The 18927-nt window shown below is 62.8% G+C and carries 6 protein-coding genes (1 of these 6 running past the window's edge); 2 read left to right on the plus strand and 4 right to left on the minus strand.

The window, feature by feature from the left end; all coding sequences use genetic code 11:
• The 3 genes from V6F91_RS00670 to V6F91_RS00685 all read right to left on the minus strand — a co-directional run.
• Positions 1 to 1013, minus strand: the 5' end (the start) of a protein-coding gene (locus V6F91_RS00670; protein ID WP_332761574.1) for a non-ribosomal peptide synthase/polyketide synthase. The gene continues 13972 nt to the left of window position 1, outside the view; the window shows 1013 of its 14985 coding nt (coding positions 1–1013); it begins with the start codon at positions 1011 to 1013; the stop codon falls past the left edge of the window.
• On the minus strand, positions 1013 to 13333 hold the full coding sequence (locus tag V6F91_RS00675; protein ID WP_332761575.1) for a non-ribosomal peptide synthase/polyketide synthase: 12321 nt from the start codon (positions 13331 to 13333) through the stop codon (positions 1013 to 1015). Before V6F91_RS00675 ends, V6F91_RS00670 begins: the two co-directional genes overlap by 1 nt.
• A gap of 1012 nt (positions 13334 to 14345) precedes the next feature.
• Complete coding sequence (locus V6F91_RS00685) at positions 14346 to 15083, minus strand: thioesterase II family protein (protein ID WP_332761577.1); 738 nt, start codon at positions 15081 to 15083, stop codon at positions 14346 to 14348.
• Between the two features lie 129 nt (positions 15084 to 15212).
• Here V6F91_RS00685 and V6F91_RS00690 point away from each other — a divergent pair, with 129 nt between their 5' ends.
• Positions 15213 to 16346 carry a cupin-like domain-containing protein gene (locus V6F91_RS00690; RefSeq protein ID WP_332761579.1) on the plus strand — a complete coding sequence of 378 codons (1134 nt, stop codon included), beginning with the start codon at positions 15213 to 15215 and terminating at the stop codon, positions 16344 to 16346.
• 61 nt (positions 16347 to 16407) lie between these two features.
• On the opposite strand, the gene V6F91_RS00695 is transcribed toward V6F91_RS00690, so the two are convergent.
• Positions 16408 to 17580: an MFS transporter gene (locus V6F91_RS00695; RefSeq protein WP_332761581.1), complete on the minus strand. Its 1173-nt coding sequence runs from the start codon at positions 17578 to 17580 to the stop codon at positions 16408 to 16410.
• 295 nt (positions 17581 to 17875) lie between these two features.
• On the opposite strand from V6F91_RS00695, the gene V6F91_RS00700 reads away from it, so the two are divergent.
• Positions 17876 to 18907: a family 2 encapsulin nanocompartment cargo protein terpene cyclase gene (locus tag V6F91_RS00700; protein ID WP_332761582.1), complete on the plus strand. Its 1032-nt coding sequence runs from the start codon at positions 17876 to 17878 to the stop codon at positions 18905 to 18907.
• Positions 18908 to 18927: the final 20 nt, after the last annotated feature.

An 18927-nucleotide genomic window follows, 5' to 3' on the forward strand; every position in this document is an offset into this window, starting at 1 on the left:
AAGCCGATCAGGCCTTCGGTTTCGACCCGGTTACGGTTGGCGGTCGGCACGCCGACGCGAATCTGCGCCTGGCCACTGTAGCGATGCAGCAATGCCTGGAACGATGCCAGCAGAACCATGAACAGGCTCGCGCCTTCGCGCTGGGCCAGTTGCTTGAGCGCATCACCGAGCGCCGCCGGCAGGTTCAGTTCGAGGCGTGCCCCGCGCAGGCTTTGCACGGCTGGACGAGGGAAGTCGATCGGCAGTTCGAGCACCGGCTGCTCGCCGTCCAGGGTCTTGATCCAGTACGCCAGTTGCCGCTCGCGTTCGCCCGCCTCCAGCCAGTGACGCTGCCAGATCGCGTAATCGGCGTATTGCACCTCCAGCGCCGGCAGGCTCAGTGGCTGCCCGGCGGTGTCGGCGGCGTAATGCTGGATCAGTTCATTGACCAGCACCTTGATTGACCAGCCATCGGAAATGATGTGGTGCTGGATCAACACCAGCACATGGTCGTCCGCGCCGATTTCGAGCAGCGCCACGCGCAGCAGCGGCCCGTGCTGCAGGTCGAACGGGCGCGCGGTTTCGCTTTCAACGAACGCCTTGATCGCCGCCTCGCTAGCGGCGACGTCAAGGCCTGCGGGCAGCGCTGCCACGGCGATGTTCAATGGCAACTGCGGGTGAATCACCTGGCAAAAACTTTCACCGTGCTCAGTGAAGGTGGTGCGCAAACTTTCATGCCGCGCCGCCACGGCGTTAAAGCTGCGCTGCAGTGCCGCGACGTCCAGCTGGCCCTTGAGGCGCAAGGCGCTGGGGATGTGATAGGCGCTGCTGTGCGGGTCCATTTGCCAGAGGAACAACTGGCGTTCCTGCGCATACGACAGAGGAATCGCCGCGAACCCGGAACGCGTCTCCGGGATCGGCAGATTGGCCGGAGAGACGCCCTCTTCGAGCATCTTCTCCAGGTACAGCTTGCGTTTGTCCAGCGGCAGAGTGATAAAGCGCTTGGCTACCCTCAAAGCAACACTCTTGTCCATCAGACTTCCTCCATATCGTCAAGCAGGGCTTCCAGCTTGCTCAGTTTCTGTTCGTTGATTGCCCCGCCTCCTGTATCGAGTCGAGCGACAAAATCGCTCAGGACGGGGTGCTGGAATAACAGTTGCGGCGTCAGCGTCAGGCCCAGTTCAAGGGCCATGCGCGACACCACGTTGACCGCCAGCAGCGAGTGCCCGCCCAGTTCGAAGAAGTGATCGTGCAAACCGATGCGTTCAACCTCGAGCACTTGCTGCCAGATCGCCGCGACCTGCTGCTCAAGCTCGCTCTGCGGCGCCACCCAGGCGGCCTGCATCTGGCTGGCATCCACCGCCGGCAGGGCCTTGCGGTCGAGTTTGCCGTTGGGGGTCAGTGGCAACTGCTCAAGAAACAGCAGGTGCGCGGGAATCATGTAGTCAGGTAACGAAGACTTGAGGCCAGTCTTTAGTCCGTCGCGCAGTTGCCGCTGCGCTTCACCGTCCTGCATGTCCAATTGCGGAGCGACCACGTAGGCCACCAGTTGCGCGCCGCTATCGCTGTCGACGGCCAGCACCGCCGCTTGCGTGACCGCGGCTTGAGCGAGCAATCGCGCCTCGATCTCACCCAGTTCGATACGGAATCCACGAATTTTCACTTGATGGTCGATACGTCCCAGGTACTCCAGTTCGGCGTTTTCGCGCAGGCGAATCAGATCGCCGGTGCGATACAGGCGCGCGCCGTTGTCGCTGAATGGATTGGGTACGAAACGCTCGGCGGTCATCGCCGCGCGGCCAAGATAACCGCGGGTGATGCCAGCGCCGGACAGGTACAACTCCGCCGCAACGCCCTGTGGCACCCGCTGCAGATCGGCGTCCAGCAGATGACTGGCGCTGTGCTCCAGCGCACGACCGATGCGCGGTTGGCCACCGGCGACGCGGCGGGTCCAGGTCGAATAGGTGGTGTCTTCCGACGGGCCGTACAGGTCGTAGACGTGTTCAACGTTCGGCTGTTGATACAGCGCCTCGACCAGGCCTTGCTTGAGCGGTTCGCCGGCGAGATTGATGATCCGTACGCTTGGCGGAATCTGCCCGGCACGTTGCAGTGCGGCAATGGCCGACGGCACGGTGTTGATCAAACGCACCTGATCACGCGCCGGCAATTGCGCCAGCTCCAGCGCGTTGCGCGCGATGATCAGCGAGCCGCCGTTTGCCAACGTTACGAACAGTTCCCACACCGACAAATCGAAGCACACCGACGTCGACGCCAGTACACCTTGAATATCGTCGCGGCTATAGACCTTGGCCGACCAGTCGATCAATGCCATGACGTTGCGATGGGCAATCGCCACGCCTTTGGGTTTGCCGGTGGAACCCGAGGTGTAGATCACATAGGCGAGGTTGTCCGGCTGCACATTCGTTTGCGGGGCAGCGGTTGGGTAGTTGCTCAGATCAACCAGATCCATCAGCACCACTTGGGTTTCGGCCGGTACGCTCAGCGTTGCGGCGACCGCCTGCTCGGTAAGCAACACTCGCGCGCGGCTGTCTTCGAGCATGTAAGCGATGCGATCCGCCGGGTAATCCGGATCCAGCGGCACATAGGCGCCGCCAGCCTTGAGCACTGCCAATAGCGCGATGAGCAATTGCTCGGAACGCGGCATCGCCACGCCCACGCGCGTTTCCGGGCCGACGCCCATTTCGATCAGTTTGTGCGCAAGGCGATTGGCCTGTGCCTCCAGTTCGGCGTAGCTCAATTGTCTATCGTTGAAGGTCACCGCCAGTGCATCAGGCACCGCTGCCACCTGCTCGGCAATCGCCTGATGAATGCACTGTTCAGTGACGAACGAGGTGTCAACGCACGGAGCGTCTTCGATCAGTTGCAACTCGCCAAGCGTACGTTCGCTCGATTCGCTCATCTGCATCAGCAAACGCTGCAGATGCACGCCCAACTGCGCCACGCTGGCCGGGGCGAAACAGTCACGCTGATAGCTGAAATGCACCGACAGCTGTGCGCCCAGGTTCACCAGCAGGGTCAACGGGTAGTTGGTCTGTTCCTGATTGACCACCGCACCAAAACGCAGGCCTTGCGGCGCGCCACGCTCCAGCGCCTCGGCGATCGGGTAGTTTTCGAACACCATCAGGCTGTCGAACAGCGCGTCGCCGCCCTGCCCGGCCCAGCGCTGAATGTCGGCCAGCGGCGTGTGTTCGAATTCGCGCGAGGCGAGGTTTTGCCCCTGCACGGCTTGCAGCCATTCGGCCAGACCCTGATGCGCCTGCGGCGCGGCGACCACCGGCAAGGTGTTGATGAACAGGCCGATCTGCGCCTCGACCCCCGGCACATCAGCCGGCCGCCCGGCCACGGTTGCGCCGAACGCCACGCAGGCTTTTCCGGTGTAACGCTGCAAGAGCAACAGCCACGCCGCTTGCACCACGGTGTTGACGGTGACTTTCGCCGCCCGGGCAAATTCGCTCAGGCGCCGGGTCAGGTCGGCGTCCAGCACATGGTAATGGTCGCCATAACCGACGCTCGGCAAAGCCTCGTTCGGCCGCGCAATCGCATCGGCCAGACGCGTCGGCTCGTGCAGCTCGCGCAACGTTGCCAGCCAGTAATTTTCAGTCGCTGCCGCGTCCTGACGCTGCAACCAGCCGATGTAATCACGATAGCGCCCCGCTGGCCGCGCGACCGCTTCGCCGCGATAGTGCTGCAGGACTTCGCCAAGCAACTGCGCGCTGCTCCAGCCGTCCATCAGAATGTGGTGATTGGTGTAGATGAGGTGGTGCCGATCGGTCGCCGTGCGCACCAGCACCAGACGCAACAACGGCGCACTGTTCAGGTCCAGGCCCAAAGCGCGTTCGTCGTCGGCGAGGGTTTGCAACGCCGCGTCGAGGTCGCTCTTGTCGCGCCAGTCGATAACGCTGAACGGCACCTCGACCTGACGCTGCACCACTTGCAGCGGTTGCGGCAGATCGCCCTGCCAGAAGAAGCCACTGCGCAGAACATCATGGGCATTCACCGCCGCTTGCCAGGCTGCACGGAAGCGCTGTGGCTCGACACCGTCGACGTCGAGGCGCATCTGGTTGATGTAATCGCCATTGCCGTGTTCGAGCAGGGTGTGGAACAGCATGCCCTGCTGCATCGGCGACAACGGGTAGATGTCGTCGATGCTCTGCGGCGCCAGCATCAACCCATCGAGTTGCGCTTGCGACAACTGCGCCAGCGGGAAGTCCGACGGCGTCACGCCACGGTTGCCGCTGGCGCAGCAATGGCCGATCAGTGCCGTCAATTCCTGCACATAGTCATCGGCCAGGCGCTGAATGGTCGCTGCATCGAACGGGCCGCTGCTGTAGGTCCAGGCCAGGTCCAGCTCACCACCGAAGACTTTGCCGTTCAGCGCCAGCGGATTGCCGAGCGGGCCTTGCAGGTTGACTTCGGCACCGGCGGCTTCGCCGGTCGGCACGAACAAGGCGTGATCGGCCTCGGCAAAACTGCCGTCGAACTGACCCAGATAGTTGAAGGTCAGGCGCGGTACCGGCAAGGCTTGCAGGGTCTGGCGTGCCTGTTCATCGCCCAGGTACGCCAGCGCGCCGAAGCCGATGCCCTTGTGCGGAATCGCGCGCAATTGTTCTTTGACTTGCTTGAGCGAGGCACCCAGCTCGGCGGCCGGCGTCAGGCAGGCCGGGTAGACGCTGGTGAACCAGCCGACGCTGCGGGTCAGGTCGATGTGCTCGAACAGATCTTCGCGACCGTGACCCTCGAGCAACACCAGCGCCTTGTCGTCACCGGTCCAGCGCACCAACGCCCGCGCCAGCGCGGTCAGCAGCAGATCGTTGACTTGCGTGCGATAGGCATGCGGCGCGTCCTGCAACAGCTGGCGAGTCAGGGTCTGGTTCAGTTTGCTGCGGATAGTCAGCGCCTGATCGTGTCGTTGCCCACCGTTCGCGCGGTCATACGGCAACGCCGCCGAAGCACCCTGCAATTGCTGCTGCCAGAAGCCCGGCTCGGCTTGCAAGGCAGGGCTGGCAGCGTAGTCCTGCAAGGCCGCCGCCCAGTCCTTGACCGCGCTGGTCTTGGCCGGGAGCAGCACAGCCTGACCGGCGCTGATCTGCCGATAAGCGTTTTGCAGGTCTTCGAACAGAATCCGCCACGACACGCCATCGACCACCAGATGATGGACGATCAGCAACAGCCGTTGCGAACCGTCAGCCAGGTTGGCCAGCACCGCGCGGATCAGCGAACCGCCACTCAGTTGCAGGCTGCGCTGCGCCTTGTCGCCCAGCGACTCTAAAGCTTCCAGGTCAGCAACCTCAACCTGCCAGAGGACGGTTTCGCCCGCCTGCATGGCGACGTCGCGATAGTGCGCGGCCCAGCCGTCAACCTGCTCGACAAATTGCAGACGCAAGCTGTCGTGATGCACGACCAGCGCATCCAGCGCTTGCTCCAACACCCGTGCGTTCAGCGTTTGCGTGGGTTTGAGCATCACTGACTGATTCCAGTGATGGCGGTCGGGAATCGCTTGGGCGAAGAATTCCTGATGAATCGGCAGCAGCGCGCTGTTGCCAGTCACTGCTTGCTGATCGATCAGGTGCAGCGCTTCACCGGTCTGTGCGACCACGGCCAGCGCGGCAATGGTCTGGTGCTCGAAGAGGTCTTTGGGGGTGAAGCGAATCCCGGCCTGCCGCGCGCGGCTGACCACTTGAATCGAAATGATCGAGTCGCCGCCCAGCTCGAAGAAGTTATCGCTGATGCCGACCCGCTCAAGCTTGAGCACGTCCTGCCAGATCGCCGTCAGTTGCTGCTCCAGCGCGGTTTGCGGCGCCACATAAGCCTGTTGCAGTTGGCTGACATCCGGCTTCGGCAGGTTCTTGCGATCGAGTTTGCCGTTCGGGGTCAGTGGCAGACGCTCAAGACGCAAAACGTACGCCGGAACCATGTGCGCCGGCAGACTGGCCGCGAGTTGCGCGCGCAGTTCTTCAGTAAAGTCGGCACGGCTCGAATCACTCACCACGTACGCCACCAGACGCTTGCCGCTGCCGCCACTGCCTTCCTGCGCAATCACCACCGCTTCGCGCACGCCGGCAAGGGCTTGCAGGGCGGCTTCGACCTCGCCGAGCTCGATGCGGAAACCACGGATTTTCACCTGATTGTCGATGCGATCGAGGTAGTCGAAGGTACCGTCGCCGCGCTGGCGCACCAGATCCCCGGTGCGATAGAGCAAGCCACCGGTGGTGCTGAACGGATCGGCAACAAAGCGTTCGGCAGTCAACCCCGGACGATTCAGGTAACCACGTGCCAGACCGCTGCCGCCCAGATACAACTCACCGGCCATGCCTTGCGGCAGCAGGTTCAGCGCAGCGTCGAGGACATAGGCGCTGCGGTCGCCGATACGGCTGCCGATCGGCGCGTACGCCGCGCCGCACGGCTCTTCGCGGCCGGCCTTCCAGATCAGCGGCGTGACCACGGTTTCGGTCGGGCCGTAACCGTTGATGATGTAATCCGGATCCAGCGCGCGCTTGACCCGCTCGAAACTGGCGCTCGGCACAGCATCGCCGCCGAAGCAGTAGATCCGCACTTTCGGTGGGTTGCCGACGCGCTCGGCATGCTCGGCCAGTTGCTGCAGATACACCGGCGGGAACGCCACCACGGTCACGCCGTATTCGATCATTGCGTTGTAGGTCTGTTCCGGCGTCCACAAGGTGTCGTCGCGAATCAGCAGCGAGGCGCCGTGGGTCAGGCTGGTCAGCCAGCGTTCGTGGGCGCCGTCGAAGGCGAACGACATGAAGTGGAATTCGCAGTCGCTGTCGCGCATTTCATAGCGCTCACCGATGGCCTGGCAATGCATGGCCAACGGGCCGTGGGCGACGCTGACGCCTTTCGGATTGCCGGTAGAGCCGGAGGTGTAAATCACATAGGCGAGGTTATCCGGGTCGAGCTTTACCTGCGGTGCGGCGACCGGCCATTCGCTCACATCCAGACGATCCAGCTCCAGCAGCGGCACCGACGCGGCGACCGGCAATTGCGCCGACACCGACGAATCGCTGATCAGCAGCGCCAGCCCGGAATCCTCGATGAGATAGGCCAGACGCTCACGCGGATAATGAGTATCCAGCGGCACATAGGCGCCGCCCGCCTTGAGCACCGCCAGCAGTGCAACGATCACCGCCTCACTGCGCGGCAAGGCCACGCCGACGCGGGTTTCCGCGCCCACGCCTCGGGCGATCAGCGCATGAGCCAGTTGGTTGGCGCGCTGGTCGATCTCGCCGTAACTGAAATGCCTGCCATTGAAGATTACCGCTGTGCGCTGCGGACGCTCGGCGGCCTGCGCCGCGATGCGCTGCTGCACGCCGATATTCACCGGGTACGGCTGCGGGTGGTTTTCGGCTTGCTGACGAGCCTGTTCCTGAGCGTCTGCGAGGGCGATTTCACCGAGGTTACGCGTCGCTGACAGCGCGAACTGCTCGAGCAATTGCAGCAGATGCGCACTGATGCCTTCGATCACCTCGCGGGGAAACTGGCCGCGATCAAAGCTGTAGTGCAGCGCCAGTTGCTCGCCGAGGGTGACAGCGACGCTCAGCGCATAGTGGGTCTGTTCGAGGTTACCGACCTCGCCGAATTGCAGACCCTGCCCGGCCTGACTCAGCGCCTGGGCAATCGGGTAGTTTTCGAACACCAGAATGTTGTCGAACAGCGCTTCGCCGCCCTGCCCGGCCCAGCGCTGGATATCCGCCAGCGGCGTATGCTCGAAATCGCGCAGGCTGAGGTTCTGTGCCTGCACCGCTTGCAGCCAGTCGCCAACGCTGTGATCCGGTCGCGGCGCGCCGATCACCGGCAAGGTATTGATGAACAGACCGACCTGTTGCTCGATGCCCGGCAAATCGGCCGGACGCCCAGCCACCGTCGCCCCGAACGCCACCGCGTCAAGGCCGGTGTAGCGTTGCAACAACAGCAGCCACGCGGCTTGCACCAGTGTGTTGACGGTGACTTTCTGCTGACGCGCGAACGCTTCCAGGCGTTGCGTGCGTTGCGCGTCCAGGGTCAGGTAATGATCGCCGTGACCGCTCTCCTGCTCGCCAATAGTGGCCGCGCGCGCCAGTCGAGTCGGCTCGTGCAGCGCAGCCAGTTGCTCGGTCCAGAAAGCCTCGCTCAACTGGCCGTCCTGGCGTTGCAGCCAGGCGATGTAATCGCGATAGCGCCCGCCGTGGTTTACCGGCGCGCGACCGCTGTAGCGTTGCAACACTTCGCCAAGCAACTGCGCATTGCTCCAGCCGTCCATGAGGATGTGGTGATGGGTGTAAATCAGATGCCATTGCTCGGCGCCGGTTTGCACCAGCAGCAGTCGCAACAGTGGCGCCTGCGTCAGATCGAAACCTTGCTGCCGCTCGGCATCCGCCAGTGCCGCTAGCGCCGTCGGTTGATCGTCGCGGTCACGCCAGTCGAGCGTGGTGAAGGGCAGTTGCACCTGTTTGTGAACGATCTGCAGCGGCTGCGCCAGCTCGCCCTGCCAGACGAAAGCGCTGCGCAAAATATCCTGCGCATCGACCGTGGCCTGCCACGCAGCACGGAAGCGCTCGGGATCAAGGCCTTGCACATCGACACGCAACTGGTTGATGTACTCTCCCGCCGCTTGTTCGTACAGCGTGTGGAACAGCAAGCCCTGCTGCATCGGCGACAGCGGATAGACATCATCAAGCTGACCTGTCGGCAGCGGCAGCGCATCGAGTTGCGTCTGGCTGATGCGCGCCAGCGGGAAATCCGATGGCGTCGCCTGCGCAACCGGCAATGCACAGCAATGCTCGATCAGCGCATGCAACTCAATGGCGTACTGATCGACCAGCGCCTGCACCGTTGCACTGTCGAACATCTCGCGGCTGAAGCCCCAGCTCATCGACAGCTCACCGCCGTAGACCTGACCTTCCACGGTCAGCCAGTTGGCGAGCGGCGCCGCCGGATCCTGGGCGACGCCGCTGGTTTCGGCGGACGGCACCAACAGTGCCGCCTCGTCAAACTGGCGGTCGAACTGGCCGAGATAATTGAACGTGATGCGCGGTGGCGCCAGCGCGGCCAGTTCGGCGCGCACCGGTGGCGCCGCCAGATAACGCAGCACGCCATAGCCGAGACCTTTGTCCGGCACCGCACGCAGTTGCTCCTTGATCATTTTGATCGAAGCGTCGAGGTCTTCGGCCGCCGTCAGCTTGACTGCAAACAGACTGGTCAACCAACCGACGGTGCGGGTCAGGTCGATGTCATCAAACAGATCTTCACGGCCATGCCCTTCGAGTTCGATCAGCGTGCCCGGCTGCTGGCTCCAGCGGCTGACAGTGCGTGCCAGCGCCGTGAGCAACAGATCATTGACCTGAGTGCGATACGCCGCTGGCGCCTGTTGCAACAGTTGTCGAGTGCGCTCGGCGTCGAGGCGCCATTCGATTTTCTCGCCGTGGCGATTTTCCAGGCTGCCCTGCGGGCGGTCGCACGGCAGATCGCAGGCGTCCTGATGCTGGGCTTTCCAGTACTCCAACTGCTCATCGAAACGCGAAGCCTCGCCAGCAAGACGCGCCGTCCAACTCTGGAACGCGTTGGTTTTCGCCAGCAACTGAATGCCGCCACCGGCCGCTCGTTGTTCGTACGCCTGCTGGAGATCTTCCAGCAGTACGCGCCAGGAAACCCCGTCGACGACCAGGTGATGAATGATCAACGCCAGACGCTGGCTGCCGTCCGCCATGTTCACCAGCAATGCCCGCAATAACGGCCCTCGTTGCAAATCGAGGCTGCGTTGGGCCTGGTTGCACAGTACTTGCAATTCTTCGGCGGATTGAGCGTCGCGCACCCACAGGTCAGCGCTATCGATCAGCGGACCATGGCTTTGCTGCCAGCCTTCAGCGCCTGCGATAAAACGCAGGCGCAAGGCGTCGTGATGATTGATCAGTTGCGTCAGCGCCGCGTCGAGCCACTGCGCGTTCATGGCTTCGCGCGGGGTCAGCAGCAGCGACTGATTCCAGTGTTCACGCACCGGCATCGCCTGACTGAAAAAATGCTGCTGGATCGGCCCGAGCACTGCGGCGCCGGTCACTGCAGCCTGATCCACGCTGGTCTGTTGATCGAGACTTGCCACCCGCGCCAAGGTACGCACGGTCTGGTACTGGAACAGATCGCGCGGGCTCAGGCGAATGCCGGCCTGTCGCGCACGGCTGACCACTTGAATCGAGATGATCGAGTCCCCGCCCAGCTCGAAGAAATTGTCTTCCAGACCTACGCGTTCACGGCCGAGCACGTCTTCCCAGATTGCCGCGAGATGTTTTTGCAGCGCATCCTGCGGTGCGACGAACGCTTGCTGTGGCGTGGCATCTGCTGGCGGCAAGGCCTTGCGGTCAAGTTTGCCGTTGGCGGTGACCGGCAATTTCTCCAGCGTGATCAGGCAGGTCGGCACCATGAATTCCGGCAGACTGCCGAGCAGCCAGGCTTTGACGTCTTGCTGCCAGTCAGCGGACGGCTGCGGATTTTCCAGCACCAGCCAGGCGACCAGCTGTTTGCCATCCGGCACCAGCACTACCGCTTCACGCACCAGCGGGTGCTGCATCAGACGGGTTTCGATTTCGCCCAGTTCGATGCGCAAGCCGCGCAACTTCACTTGATGGTCGAGACGGCCAAGGTATTCGATCACCCCATCGCCACGCTGGCGCACCCGGTCGCCGGTGCGATAAAGGCGCGCGCCGGGATGGAACGGGCACGGTACGAAACGCTCGGCGGTCAGCCCCGGGCGCTGGTGATAACTGCGCGCCAGCCCGGCGCCGCCCAGGTACAGCTCGCCGGCCACACCACTGGGCACCGGCAGCAGTTCGGCGTCGAGTACGTGGGTGCGCAGGTTGGCGATCGGCCGACCGATCGGCACGCTGTCGGCGCCCTCATCGACGCAAGTCCAGTGGGTAACGTCGATGGCCGCTTCGGTCGGGCCGTACAGGTTATAAAGCCCTGCGTGTGGCAGCTTGGCGAAAACCTGCAATTGCGCGTCCAGCGGCAATGCTTCACCGCTGCAAACAATGCGTTTGAGGCCGCTGCAACTTTCCACACCGGGCTGGTGAATGAACGCCTGCAGCATCGACGGCACGAAGTGCAGCGTGCTGATGCCGTAGTGGTTGATGGTGTCGATCAGTTGCAACGGATCGCGGTGCGCACCCGGCGCGGCGACCACCAGCCGCGCACCGGTGAGCAGCGGCCAGAAGAACTCCCAGACCGAAACGTCGAAACTGAACGGGGTTTTCTGCAACACCGCATCGCTGGCGTCCAGCCCGTAGGCCTCCTGCATCCAGCACAAGCGGTTGACCAATGCCGCGTGGCTGTTGCCGGCGCCTTTCGGTTTACCGGTGGAGCCCGAGGTGTAAATCACGTAAGCCAGGTTCAACGGATCGACGCTGACGTCAGGACGCTGGTCGCTATAGTCTTCGAGCAGATCGGGCTGGTCCAGCGTGATCACCTGCACCGCGTCGGCAGGCAGCGCTGAGCGCAGCGCAGCCTGAGTCAACAGCAGGCTGATGCCGCTGTCCTCGATCATGTAGGCCAAGCGTTCCTGCGGGTATTCCGGGTCGAGCGGTACGTAAGCGCCGCCGGCCTTGAGCACCGCCAGCAGCGCGACGACCATTTCCACCGACCGCAACGCGCAAACACCGACCAGACTGTCGGCGCGCACGCCGCGCTCGCGCAGCAGATGCGCCAGACGGTTGGCCTGGGCGTCCAGTTCGGCGTAGCTCAGCGACTGTTCGGCAAACAACAGCGCCGGCGCATCCGGTGTGCGCATGACCTGCGCTTCGATCAGTTGATGGATCGGCGTGCCGCTCGGGTAGTCCGCCTGAACGTTGTTCCACTCATGCACCAGAGTGTGTTGCTCGTCGGCGTCGAGCAGCGGCAATTCGCCGATGCGTTGCGACGGATCGGCGACCATCGCCGCAAGCAGGCGCAACCAGTGCTGCGCCATGCGCTCGATGGTCGGCGCCTCGAACAGATCGCTGGCGTAGGTCAATGCAGCACGCAGCTTGCCGCCCTGCTCGTAGGTGTCCAGGGTCAGATCGAACTGGGTGGTGCGGCTCTGCCAGTCGAGGCTGTCGAGCACCAGGCCCGAGGCGGTGCTGAGGCTGGCGATATCGGCCACGTGCGGTTGATGGTTGTACATCACCTGAAACAACGGCGTGTGGCTGAGGCTGCGTTCCAGTTTCAGCGCGTCGACCAGTTGCTCGAACGGCAGATCCTGATGGGCCTGAGCGCCGAGCGCGGTTTCCTTGACCGCGCGCAGCAGAGCGTCGACCCGGGTCTGCCCTTCAAGCTGCGTGCGCAACACCTGGGTGTTGACGAAAAAGCCGATCAACCCTTCGGTTTCGCCACGGTTGCGGTTGGCAATCGGCACGCCGACGCGGATATCGTTCTGCCCGGTGTAACGATGCAGCAAGGCGTTGAACGCCGCGAGCAACAGCATGAACAAGGTGACCTGATGCTGCTGCGCGGCCTGGCGCAGTTGCCCGGCCAATGCTTCGTCGATGGCGAATTCGTAGCGCGTACCGCGATAGCTCGGCATCGCCGGGCGCGAATGGTCCAGCGGCAGCTCCAGCACCGGATGCTCATCGCCCAGTTGCGCCTGCCAGTACTCGAGTTGCCGCGCCTGCTCGCCCGCCTCCAGCCAGCGCCGCTGCCACAGGGCGTAGTCGCTGTACTGGATCGGCAACGGGACCAGTTGCGGCGTCAGCCCGGCGTCGAACGCGTCGTAGCAACGGATGAACTCGTCGATCAGCACGTTCATCGACCAGCCATCGGAGACGATGTGGTGCAGGGTTAGCAGCAGCACGTGCTCCTGCTCGGCGAGCTTGAGCAACGTCACGCGCAACAGCGGGCCGACCGCCAGATCGAACGGCAACAGCGATTGCTGTTCGGCGGCCTGCATCACCGCCTGCTCGCGCTCACTCGGCGGCAGCGCGCTGAAATCTTCGTGGTTGATCACCACTGACGCCGTGGCCGGCACTTGCAGCAGGCTGTCGTCAGTCTGACGCTGGAACACCGTGCGCAGGGTTTCGTGGCGCTCGGCCAGACTGGCAAACGCCTGCTCCAGCGCGAGCAGATTCAACCGACCGCGCAGGCGCACCGCGCCGGGCAGGTTATAGGCGCCGCTCTGCGGATCAAGCTGCCAGAGAAACCACATGCGCCGCTGCGCGAAGGACAATGCCTGACGGTCCTCGGCCTCGATGCCGGCCGGAATCGGGAACCGGGCGAAATCGACGCCCTCCTTTTGCAGGGCCGCGAGGAACATCTGGCGCTTTTCCAGGGGCAACCCGATAAACCGGCGAGCAAGTTTCAAGGAGTCTTCAGCATTCATTTCTCAGCATCCGGATCAGTAGGCAGGAAGCACAAAGGCACGTCATCCCTGTAAAACGAATGCAGACCGGAAAAATTAGCGAATGAGAACAACTGTCAGACAAGACAACCGAGAGCTATTGCGGATACAAACACCCCCCGTGGGAGCGAGCTTGCTCGCGAAAGCGGTGTGTCAGGCGAGATCAATATCAACTGATCCGACGGCGTCGCGAGCAGGCTCGCTCCCACAGGGATTTGGGGACGAGCGGAGATTTGTGGCTTGGCGAATAACCAGTGTTGGAGCGAGCTTGCTCGCGAAAGCGGTGTGTCAGGCAACATCAATATCGACTGCTCGCGAAAGCGGTGTGTCAGGCAACATCAATATCGACTGATCCGACGCCTTCGCGAGCTTGCTCGCTCCCACAGGGATTTGGGACGAGCGGAGATTTGTGGCTTGGCGAATAACCCGTGTGGGAGCGAGCTTGCTCGCGAAAGCGGTGTGTCAGGCGACATCAATATCAACTGATCCGACGCCTTCGCGAGCAAGCTCGCTCCCACAGGGATTTGGGACGAGCGGAGATTTGTGGCTTGGCGAATAACCAGTGTGGGAGCGAGCCTGCTCGCGAAAGCGGTGTGTCAGGCAACATCAATATCGACTGATCCGACGCCTTCGCGAGCAAGCTCGCTCCCACAGGGATTTTGGGACGAGCGGAGATTTGTGGCTTGGCGAATAACCCGTGTGGGAGCGAGCTTGCTCGCGAAAGCGGTGTGTCAGGCAACATCAATATCGACTGGTCCGACGCCTTCGCGAGCAAGCTCGCTCCCACAGGGATTTGGGGACGAGCGGAGATTTGTGGCTTGGCGAATAACCAGTGTGGGAGCGAGCCTGCTCGCGAAAGCGGTGTGTCAGGCAACATCAATATCGACTGGTCCGACGCCTTCGCGAGCAAGCTCGCTCCCACAGGGAATCGGGGATGGGTCGGAATTTTTTGGCCTGCTGAATAACCAGGCTCCCCCACAGGGATTGGTGTTGCTCAGGCGGTGGCGGCGATGGTGTGGCGGCGGTGATGCCTTTCCAGCTGATCCTTGATCACCTTGAGCACTTTGGCTTCGTGTTCGTGGATGAAGAAGTGCCCGCCGGCGAGCATGTCCACCGAGAAGCTGCCGTGGGTTTCCTGGCTCCAGCCGATCAACTGTTCGGTGGTGGTACGGTCGGCCTTGCCGCCGAGCACGTGCACCGGGCAATTGAGCAGCGGGCGCTGCACCGGCTCGAACTTGCCGCATAACTGGAAATCGGCGCGCAAGATCGGCAGGGTCAGGCTCATCAGTTCTTCATTGGCGAGCACTTCTTCGCGGGTGCCATTGAGTGTACGCAACTGCTCGATCAGCTCGGCATCGGTCTTCGGTTCGGCAAAGCCACGATCATAATCGGCACGCAGGGTCGGCGCCGCCGTGCCCGAAGCGAACAGCGCCACCGGCTCCGGGCAGCCGAGCGCGCGCAAGGCATGGGCCATTTCACAGGCCAGCAAGGCGCCAAGGCTATGGCCGAACAGCGCATAGGGCGCATGCAATGTCGGCCGCAGTTCCTTGGCCAGTTGCATCGCCAGCACGCGCATATCGGTGTGCAGCGGTTCGCCAAACCGCGCGCCGCGCCCCGGCAGCTCGACCGGTTGCAAGCGCAGCCACTGCGGCAACTTCGGCCGCCAGCGGCTGTAGACCATGGCACTGGCGCCGGAGTACGGCAGGCACAGCAGGGTCAACTGAGTCACCACGCTTCCCTCGAAAAATTCATCTGTAGAGAGAAACGGATGCGCTGGCGGGCAAATTAGTCGCCGGCCAGTAAATTGCCCAAACGGCTGTTCGTTAACTGTCTAGGCCAAAACCAATAACGAGGGATCACCGTGGACCTGCAGAGCATTCTCGGCAAACTGTTCGCCAATGCCGGCGCTGTCGGCATCGAAGGCGTGTTTCAATTCGTGTTCGGTCCGCAGCAGGCCTACTGGTCCGAGGTCAAGGCCGTCAGCCGCACGCTGCCGGGCCGCCACGCCAGCCCGGACGTGACCATCGAAGTCGCGGAACAGGATTTTCTCGGGATCATGGGCGGCATCGCCAACGTCGAAGAACTGTTCGCCAGCGGCCGCCTGAAGATCGGCGGCAACATGGGCCTGGCGACGCTGCTGCCGCAGATCATCGAGCATGCAATGCACGGCGGCACGGTGGTGGAAAAGGTCGACATGAACAAGCGCTACCCGACGCCGCCGCGCTTCAGCGAACAACTCACCGCCGGCCTGCCGACGCAACGCAGCGTCGAACGTGTTGCGCGCAGCGATCTGTCGGTGGCCGAATTCAGAAGCCGTTACCTGCCCAATGGCATTCCGCTGGTCATCAGCAATGCCCTGCACGACTGGCCGCTGTTCAAACTCAGCCGCGAAGAATCGCTGGTGCATTTCGCCGAGCTGCAGGGCATCACCCGCCACGGTGATTATGTGAAGAAGACCTTCTCCACCGAGCGGGATTTCCGCTCGACCTCGATGGCCGAGTTCATCGCCTCGCTGGACCAACCGGCGGCGAAAAACGCAGATGGCGAGCCGCCCGCCTACATGGGCAACAACATTCTCCCGGCGCAACTGCTGCAACAGATCAAGTACCCGCCCTACTTCGATGCGGCGCAATTCATTCCACCACGCATCTGGATCGGCCCGAAAGGCACGCTGACCCCGCTGCACCGTGACGACACCGATAATCTGTTCGCGCAGGTCTGGGGGCAAAAGACCTTCACCCTCGCTGCACCGCATCATCGGCAAGCGCTGGGCACCTGGTCGACGGCACCGAAAGGCGGACTGGATGGTTGCGATTTCAATCCCGACGCCCCGGATTACCAGCGCTTCCCGGCCGCGCGCGACGTACCGTTTCTGCGGGTGACCCTGGAGGCCGGGGATCTGCTGTTTCTGCCGGAGGGCTGGTTTCATCAGGTGGAGTCGGTGTCGACGTCGCTGTCAGTGAATTTCTGGGTGAATTCAGGCCGGGGCTGGTAACGGCACACATTCAAGGGGGCATCCATGTTGGAGCGAGCAGGCTCGCTCCTGCAAAGGTCCTCTATTTCAAATGGCGGAAGCTCTGCACCGCAGCGCCGAGCACCACCGCCCCCGCGGCAATCGCCAGCCAGAATCCGCTGCGCGCACCAAACGCATCGACCAACGCTCCGGAGCCCGCCGCGCCGATCGCCACGCCGATACTCAGACCAGTGACCAGCCAGGTCAGGCCTTCGGTCAATTTGGCTGGCGGCACGATACGCTCGATCAAGGCCATCGCCACGATCAGTGTTGGCGAAAAGAACAACCCGGCGATAAACATCGCCACCGACAAGCCGACAATATTGCTCGCCAGCAACAACGGTAACGTGGTCACCGCCGTCGCCACCCCGCCGTACAGAAACAAGCGCGGCAAGGGCAGTTTCGAACGCATCGCGCCGAAGGCGATGCCCGCCAGACACGAGCCGATCGCATACACCGACAACACAATGCTCGCTGCCGCCGGTTGCCCCTGGTGTTGCGCGAACGCGACGCTGACCACATCGACCACGCCGACGATCACGCCCATGGCGATCATCAGGACCAGCAGCAATTGCACGTCGGTCGAGGCGATGATCGAGCTGTGATGTTCAGACGCATGCGCATGCACCGGTGGCTCGGTGCTGCGCTGGGCGACGAATGCGCTCACGCCAATTGCCAGCGCCAGCAGCGCCGCCAACGGTCCGGCCTCGGGAAACACCGCCACGCAAAGCCCCACTGACAATGGCGGGCCGACGATAAAACACACCTCGTCGAGCACCGACTCCAGCGCATACGCCGTCTGCAATTGCGGCTGACCGCGATAGATTTCGGTCCAGCGCGCCCGCACCATCGCCGACATGCTCGGCATGCAGCCGGCCAGGGCGGCAAAGACGAACAGCGTCCAGCTCGGTGCCTGTAACCGCGTACACAGCAGCAACAGTAACAGCGCCCCGCCACCGATCAGCGCCGACAACGGCAGAATCCGCCCCTGACCGAAACGGTCAACCAGCCGCGATACCTGCGGTGCGCAAAACGCCGTGGCCAGGGCAAATGTCGCCGCCACACCGCCGGCCAGCGCATAGCCTCCCTTGAGTTGTGAAAGCATGGTGATCACGCCGATACCGGTCATGGAGATCGGCATGCGCGCGATCATTCCGGCCAGCACAAAATTTCGCGCGCCGGGAGCGTTGAACAATTCGCGGTAAGGGTTTGCCATCGGGTGCAGCCTCATCAAGGGCCGACACGTTGCCATAAGCTCGCAGCGCGGGGGAAGCGGGGAATTGTTGGAGGAATGTGAAGATGCGCCAAGCGAATACCTGGCTTGCCGATGACGTCGATGCGAGCTGGTGAGTGTGGACCTCTGGCCCTGCTGATGAATGGCGACAACCTTCTGTCGAAAAATTCAATGAACTGTCAGACCTGACAGGTGTGCTGTTTCGTCAATCGGGTTTTCATAACGCTGCAGCCGCGCTCGGAACACCACCGTTGGCAATAGATGCAGGAGGCGTGCAATGGATGAGTTGCCTGTCCAGAAGGCACTGAAGGAGGGATCGTCGGGCCGCCCCATGGCGCAAGGGCCGTCGCCCTGGGCGCCCCCCGCCCTGCATTGCCTGGCGCCTTTTCGCATTGCCCACGCGTTGGCCGCCGAAGTGGACGAGCGTCTGCTGTCATGGATCGAGCAAACCGGTATCTTCCCCGGGCAGCACGAGAAAGTCCGCGCCATGGGCTTCGGACGCTTTGCCATGCTGTGCCATACCGATACGGATGATCCGGATCGTCTGCTGCTGGCGGCGCAATGCTTCGCCGCGCTGTTCGCGGTCGATGATTATTATTGTGACGATGAGCGCACCGGCTCCGAACCGAAAATGGTCGGGCCGCGCCTGTCGATTGCGCTGGCAGCTCTGGAACCGGCTCACCTGGGCGAGGCATTTCGCGCCGATCTTGAGCACGCGCTGAACAGCGATCCGGTACTGGTCGCTTTGCGTGCCTATTTGAAGCGGGTCGAAACGCTCGCTACGCCGGCTCAACTGGCACGCGTACGTCACGAGATTGTGGCCATGTTCGTCACCATGACGGCAGAGGCGGCCTGGCGCGTCGAAGGCCTGACGCCTGCGATCTGGGAATACCTGGCCCACCGTCAGGTCAACAGCTTCCTGCCGTGCCTGTCGTTGATCGATATCGTGGGCGGCTATGAGCTGCCTGCCAATGTCTACAGCGCACCGGCAGTACGGCGCGTCACGACACTGGCCGCCAGCGCCACGATCATTGCCAATGACCTGTTCTCGGCACGCAAGGAACAGCAGGCCGGGATTGGTGATTTCAATTTACCGTTGCTGCTGGTGCGCGAGCAGCGGTGCTCGCCGCAAGAAGCCATGATGCGAAGCGCAGCCATTCACGATGAAATCATGCATTTGTACGAGGTTGCAGAAGGCGATGTAATGCCGCAGGCATCGCCGCTGCTCAAACGCTATCTGCGCGGCCTCAAGAGCTGGCTGGCGGGCAATGTCGAGTGGCATCGCAGCAGCGGCCGCTACCAGGTTTGAAATGTCGATCTTTTCATGAT

This window comes from Pseudomonas koreensis, assembly GCF_036668835.1.
GTDB classification, from domain to species: Bacteria; Pseudomonadota; Gammaproteobacteria; order Pseudomonadales; family Pseudomonadaceae; genus Aquipseudomonas; species Aquipseudomonas koreensis_I.